Source organism: Corynebacterium sp. DNF00584 (assembly GCF_001552965.1).
Classification (GTDB): domain Bacteria; phylum Actinomycetota; class Actinomycetes; order Mycobacteriales; family Mycobacteriaceae; genus Corynebacterium; species Corynebacterium phoceense.
The window spans coordinates 1-6,783 of sequence record NZ_KQ959757.1; the positions used below are offsets into that span (position 1 = coordinate 1).

4 protein-coding genes and 1 pseudogene are annotated in these 6,783 nt (G+C 62.8%); 4 read left to right on the forward strand and 1 reads right to left on the reverse strand.

What is annotated here, in order from left to right; translation table 11 throughout:
- Positions 1-1,914 (forward strand): annotated as a pseudogene (locus HMPREF0307_RS13170) (hypothetical protein); the annotation flags it as partial.
- A 230-nt stretch (positions 1,915-2,144) separates the two neighbouring features.
- Entirely contained in the window at positions 2,145-3,374 is a 1,230-nt protein-coding gene (gene purT, locus HMPREF0307_RS08115; RefSeq protein ID WP_066491199.1) for a formate-dependent phosphoribosylglycinamide formyltransferase, read from the forward strand.
- Positions 3,375-3,377: 3 nt separating this feature from the next.
- On the opposite strand, the gene HMPREF0307_RS08120 is transcribed toward purT, so the two are convergent.
- On the reverse strand, positions 3,378-3,836 hold the full coding sequence (locus tag HMPREF0307_RS08120) for a GNAT family N-acetyltransferase (protein WP_066491208.1): 459 nt from the start codon (positions 3,834-3,836) through the stop codon (positions 3,378-3,380).
- 133 nt (positions 3,837-3,969) lie between these two features.
- On the opposite strand from HMPREF0307_RS08120, the gene pta reads away from it, so the two are divergent.
- Both pta and HMPREF0307_RS08130 read left to right on the forward strand, forming a co-directional pair.
- Positions 3,970-5,313, forward strand: a complete 1,344-nt coding sequence (gene pta, locus HMPREF0307_RS08125) for a phosphate acetyltransferase (RefSeq protein WP_066491209.1) — start codon at positions 3,970-3,972, stop codon at positions 5,311-5,313.
- Between the two features lie 6 nt (positions 5,314-5,319).
- Complete coding sequence (locus tag HMPREF0307_RS08130) at positions 5,320-6,540, forward strand: acetate kinase (RefSeq protein ID WP_066491212.1); 1,221 nt, start codon at positions 5,320-5,322, stop codon at positions 6,538-6,540.
- Positions 6,541-6,783 lie beyond the last annotated feature (243 nt).

Below are 6,783 nucleotides of genomic sequence, written 5' to 3' on the forward strand. Positions count from 1 at the left end.
ACGGTTGACGTTCCGGTCAAGGTCACCGAGAAGGACACTGACGGCGATGGCCTGCCGGACGATAAGGAAAAGGAACTCGGTACTGATCCGAACAACCCGGACACCGATGGTGACGGCGTTAACGATGGTGACGAGGTTTCTGGTGACAAGAACCCGTTCGATAACGACAAGGACGGCAAGGGTGACCCGACCGATCCGCTGAACCCGGATACTGATGGTGACGGTGTCACCGACGGTGACGAGCTCAACACCAAGGTGGATGAGTCTGGTAAGACCGTTGAGAATCCTGATCAGACGGATGAGAAGACCGATCCTAATGTTCCGAATGGTGCGGATACTGACGGCGATGGCCTGCCGGACGATAAGGAAAAGGAACTCGGTACTGATCCGAACAACCCGGACACCGATGGTGACGGCGTTAACGATGGTGACGAGGTTTCTGGTGACAAGAACCCGTTCGATAACGACAAGGACGGCAAGGGTGACCCGACCGATCCGCTGAACCCGGATACTGATGGTGACGGTGTCACCGACGGTGACGAGCTCAACACCAAGGTGGATGAGTCTGGTAAGACCGTTGAGAATCCTGATCAGACGGATGAGAAGACCGATCCGAACCGTGCGGATACTGACGGTGATGGCCTGACGGACGACAAGGAAAAGGAACTCGGTACCGATCCGAACAAGGCTGACACCGATGGTGACGGCGTTAACGATGGTGACGAGGTTTCTGGTGACAAGAACCCGTTCGATAACGACAAGGACGGCAAGGGTGACCCGACCGATCCGCTGAACCCGGATACTGATGGTGACGGTGTCACCGACGGTGACGAGCTCAACACCAAGGTGGATGAGTCCGGTAAGACCGTTGCGGATCCGAACCAGACGGATGAGAAGACTGATCCGAACATGAAGCCGGAGGAGGTTGTCTCCCCGGATTGGGAGGATGGCTCTACCACTCCGGATACTGAGATCAAGCTGCCGAACAAGGGTGGCGCTGTCGCTGATGGCACCACGACCGAGGTAACTGGTCCGGGCACGGCAGACATTGATGCTGAGGGTAACTTGGTTGTGACCCCGAGCAAGGATGCGAAGCCGGGTGACAAGATTGTCGTTACCGTCAAGGACAAGGACGGCAAGGTCATTGACACCGTCACGGTAAAGGTGACGGAGCCTGCGGCTACGGACGCCCCGGATTGGAAGGATGGTTCCACCACTCCGGATACTGAGATCAAGCTGCCGAACAAGGGTGGCGCTGTCGCTGATGGCACCACGACCGAGGTAACTGGTCCGGGCACGGCAGACATTGATGCTGAGGGTAACTTGGTTGTGACCCCGAGCAAGGATGCGAAGCCGGGTGACAAGATTGTCGTTACCGTCAAGGACAAGGACGGCAAGGTCATTGACACGGTGACCGTCACGATTGAGAAGGCCAAGGAAGGTCTCAACCCGAAGTGCATCCCGGCGATTGCGACCACGTCGTTGCCGCTGCTGCTCCTGATTCCGGTTGGCCTCGCCGACCAGGTGAATATCCCGGGCATGGCGCCGATTAAGGCTCAGTTCGAGAAGGCGCTCGGCAATGTGAACTCCCAGATTGCTAACGCCAACTCGCAGTTGCAGAAGCAGCTGGGCATCTACAAGGGCCCGTTCGCTAAGCAGGCTGCTGACCTTAATTCGCAGCTGCAGAAGTACGGTCCGATGGTGGGCCAGGTTGCAGGCGGCATCGCCCTCGCAGCCGCTGGTATCCTCGCGCTGAGCTGGGTTATTGACTCCTGCCTGCCGGCTGGTCAGGGTTCCTCCAAGGATGAAGGTTCTTCCGCTTCCTTCGATGGTTCTTCCCTGTCTTCCGAGATTGAGGCGGACACCAACGGTAACTCCTCGATCACCCCGAAGGATGGTTCTTCCAAGAAGTAATCCTTTAAGGTAGGTTTCTCGTGAACCTCTGGTGAGCATTGCTCGCCGGTATGCGCAAGCCCCAACCACCGCAGTGACTGCGGTGGTTGGGGCTTGCGGCGATCTTGGGGGAGGGGGCATCGGCAAGCGAGCACGCCCGTGACACTGCGCGCCCTGCCAATAGGACTGCACCCAGGCGTGGAATAATGGCCACAATGTCTATTTCAGGGTCCCTCGAAGGAGAATCCACCATGACCACGCCGCAGCCTGCTGCTGACTTCGTTGGCACGCCACTTGCCCGCAATGCCACCCGCGTGTTGCTCCTCGGCGCCGGCGAGCTGGGCAAGGAGTTGGCCAGCGCGTTCCAGAACTTAGGCCTCGAGGTCCACGCGGTGGACCGCTACAAGGGCGCGCCGGCGCAGCAAGTCGCGCACTTCGCATACGTCGCGGACGTCAACGATGAACAGGCGGTGCTCAACCTCGTCCGCGAGGTGCAGCCGGACTTCGTCGTGCCTGAGGTCGAGATGGTCGCGGTGAGCGCGCTCAAGCAGCTCGAGGAGGAAGGCCAGGCCGTTGTTGTCCCCACGGCACGTGCGTGCGAGCTCACGCAGGACCGCGCGAGCATGCGCGCAGCCGCGGAGTCATTGGGCCTGCCCGTCTCGGCGTATAAGTTTGCAGAGAGCGAGGAGGAGCTCGCCGCAGCCTGTGAGGAGCTCGGCTACCCGTGCATCGTCAAACCCGATACCGCGACCTCCGGCCGCGGCCACATGATTGTGCGTGATGCTGCCGATGCCCCCGAGGCCTGGACCGCAGTCCACCGCGTCGTCGGCGACCATCACCGTCTCGTCGCCGAGCGTTTCGTCGACTTCGATTATGAGGCCACCATCCTGGCCGTGCGTTCCATCGATCCGGAGACGGGCGAGTTGGCCACGTGGTTTAGCGAACCCATCGGCCACCGCCACGCGAACGGCGATCTCATGGAGGCGTGGCAGCCCCTTGCGATGAGCGAGGATGCCCTGGACAACGCCCGCTCCGTCGCGGCGCGTATCTCCAATGAGCTCGGCGGCCGCGGTGTGTACGGCGTCGAGGTCTTCGTCGCCGGCGACGACGTCTACTTCTCTTCGGTCTCGCCCCGGCCTTCCGATACCGCCATGGTCACCGCGTACACGCAGCGCTTCAGCGAGTTTGAGCTTCATGCCCGCGCCATCCTGGGCTATCCGATTGACGTCACCCTCGTGAGCCCCGGCGCCTCCGTGATCCTGCATGCGGATTCCGATATTCAGGACGTCGCCTACACCGGCCTTGCCGAGGCCCTCGCCTATGAAGAAACGGACGTGCGTCTCTTTGGCAAGCCCGGCGCCTACGTCGGCCGCCGCATGGGCCTGGTCACCGCCACCGGTGAGACCGTTGACCTCGCCCGCGATCGCGCTAATCTCGCGGCCACCAAAATCTCCGTCACCGCGACTCCTGAGGAGTTGTAGACCCTAGCGGCGAATCATGGGCACGTGGGGCACGCCCTCGTCGTCGTACTGAGGACCGCAGACGTCAAAGCCGTAGCCGCCGTAGTAGTCGGTGAGCGGCTTTTGGGCGGTGAGGTAGAGCGGCAGTGGGGTAGAGGGGGCATCGGCAAGCTGGAGGGCTTGTTCCATGATGCGGCGGGCGACGCCGGTGCCGCGCGCGGCAGGGGTCACGGCAAAGCGACCGAACTGGAGGACCTCCTCGCCGTCAATCGTGGACGGGTAGACGCGGCCGACGCCGAGCACCGCGCCGGAGTCATCCGTAGCGAGAAGATGACGCGTGGTCGCCGCGGCGTCCGTGTCATCAATCTCGGCGTAGGGGACCTGCTGCTCGTGGACGAAGATATCCACGCGCAGCTTGTAGAGTGCGTGGACCTGCAAGGGACTGAGCTCGTGGAGGGACGCGACGGTTATCGAATCTGTCATGTGACGCATTCTACGTCTGTGACGTGGTTCAAGATTTTCTCTTGTCCGTGGTCAAGTCGGTAAGGTAGAGACGATCACTATTCGGGCGCGCCAGTGACGCGCGCCATATTGTGCTATAGAAAAGGATTTTCCTATGACCGCCTCCCGTTCCGCGCTCGTGACCGTTGCTGGTCGCAGCTTTGATGGCCTTGACGTCGACGCTCTTGCTACGACCCTGGGGCTCGAGGCGACGTCCGTTGAAGGCCTGTCTTCCGTCCCCGAGATCGTCGCGGCGGGCCCGCGCATCCAGGGGCTCATCCGCGGCACGGGCGACTCCCACTTCGACGCGATTTCCGCCGCGGCACTGGGCGTGCCGCTCATCATCGTCGGCTCCGGTGTTGCCGCAGACCTCGCGCTGCGCCACGCCAAGGAGCTGCGTGCTACCGCCGTTGCCGTGGACAGCCTAGACAAGGTGCCGGGGGCGCTCGCCCCGATTGGCGCGCTGGAGCCCGTCATGTCCCCGTCCGTCTTCGAGGCCCAGTTGCTGGAGAAGGCGAAGGCCGTGGGCGCGCACATCGTGCTGCCGGAGGGCGACGATGACCGCATCCTGCTCGCCGCGGGCCAACTGCTCGCGCGCGGTATTGCCAAGCTCACCATCCTGGGCGACCCGGAGACGATTACGGTTCGCGCGAGACAGCTCGGCGTGGATCTCTCGGACGCGACGCTCATCAACCACCTCACCTCGCCGCTGGCCGAGGAGTTCGCAGAGGACTTCGCGGAGCTGCGTAAGAAGAAGGGCGTGACCATCGAGCAAGCGCGCGAGACGATGAAGGACATCTCCTACTTCGCGACGATGATGGTCCACAAGGGGCTGGCGGACGGCATGGTTTCTGGCGCTGCCCACACCACGGCGCACACCATCAAGCCGTCCTTCCAGATCATCAAGACCGTTCCGGGCGCGTCCGTGGTCTCCTCCATCTTCCTTATGGTCATGCGTGGACGCCTGTGGGCGTTCGGTGACTGCGCCGTGAACCCCAACCCGACCGCGGAGCAGCTGGGCGAAATCGCCGTCGTCTCCGCGCGCACGGCTGCCCAGTTCGGCATTGACCCGCGCGTGGCCATCCTGTCCTACTCCACGGGCACCTCGGGCTCCGGCCCGGACGTGGACCGCTCCGTCGCCGCAGTCGAGGCCGCGCGCGCCTTGGACTCCACCGTCAAGGTCGACGGCCCCCTGCAGTTCGACGCCGCCTGCGACCCGGGCGTGGCTGCGAAGAAGGCCCCGGATTCCGAGGTCGCCGGCCAGGCCACCGTCTTTGTCTTCCCGGACCTCGAGGCCGGCAATATCGCCTACAAGACGGCGCAGCGCACCGCTGGCGCGCTGGCCGTGGGCCCCATCCTGCAGGGCCTCAACAAGCCCATCAACGATCTCTCCCGCGGCGCGACCGTCCCGGACATCGTCAATACCGTCGCCATCACTGCAATTCAGGTAGGAGCGTAAATAGCCTTGTCGTACGTACTCGTCCTCAACTCTGGTTCCTCCTCCGTCAAATTCCAGCTCGTCAACCCCGAGAACGCCGCCACGGACGCCCCGCTCGTGTCCGGCCTGGTCGAGCAGGTCGGCGAGCCCATGGGCGCTGTCACCGTCAAGACGGGCGGCGAGGCTTACAAGGAAGAGCTGGAAATCCCCACGCACTCCTTCGGCCTCGAGCGTGCCTTTGAGATCATGCACGACCACGGTGTTGGCCCCCAGGATGTCGACGTCATCGCCGTCGGCCACCGCGTCGTCCACGGCGGCAAGCTCTTCTCCGAGCCGCAGCTCATCACCGACCAGATCGAGTCGATGATCGAAGACCTCATCCCGCTGGCACCGCTGCACAACCCGGCGAACCTGGACGGCATCCGCGTCGCGCGCGCCATGCTGCCCAACATCCCGCACGTGGCGGTCTTCGATACCGCGTTCTTCAACCACATGCCGCCAGCCGCTGCGCTGTATGCCATCAACAATGAGGTTGCCTCCCAGTACGACATCCGTCGCTACGGTTTTCACGGCACCTCGCATGAGTTCGTCTCGCAGCAGGTCCCGAAGTTGCTGGACCGCGACCCAGGCCACGTTCACCAGATCACGCTGCACCTGGGCAACGGTGCCTCGGCCGCCGCCATCCGCAATGGCCGCGCTATCGACACCTCCATGGGTCTGACCCCGCTGGCCGGTCTGGCCATGGGTACCCGTTCCGGTGACATTGACCCTGGCATCATCTTCCACCTGGCTCGCCAGGCGGGCATGTCTATCGATGAGATCGACAACCTGCTCAACAAGCAGTCCGGTGTCAAGGGCCTGGCTGGCGTCAACGACTTCCGTGTTCTGCGCGAGCGCATCCAGAACGAGGACCAGGACGCGTGGCTGGCGTACAACATCTACATCCACGCGCTGCGCCGCTTCATTGGCGCGTACATGATCGCGCTCGGCCGCGTCGACGCGATTACCTTTACCGCCGGTGTGGGCGAGAACGACACGGAGGTCCGCCAGGACTCCCTGTACAACCTCGACATGTACGGCATCCACTTTGACAAGGAAGCCAACCTCTCGCCGTCGCGTGAGCCGCGCATGATTTCCACGCGCACCTCTCCGGTGAAGGTCTTCGTCGTACCCACCAACGAGGAGCTCGCCATCGCGCAGAAGTCCGCCGCCGTGGCCGCCATGGCACGCGAAGCGGGACTTTATTAGGAACGGCGTTACAGGAAGACTCCTGGGAATTTTCGCATGTCTGCGTCTTTGCGCCGTGTGGGCTGTTCGCACGGCGCAGCACCGCTAATTTTTTGCCGCCGCGACCCCGTTCGCGCAGCTAATTCCCAGTATCTTTTGGGTGCCAAATAGAATGTGCAGTCCTCCGCTTGCCGGAGGGCTGTACTCGTTTTAGCGTGTGGTGCATGACCATTATGGGGGAGCTGGCCAGCCTGTTGGCCCGGG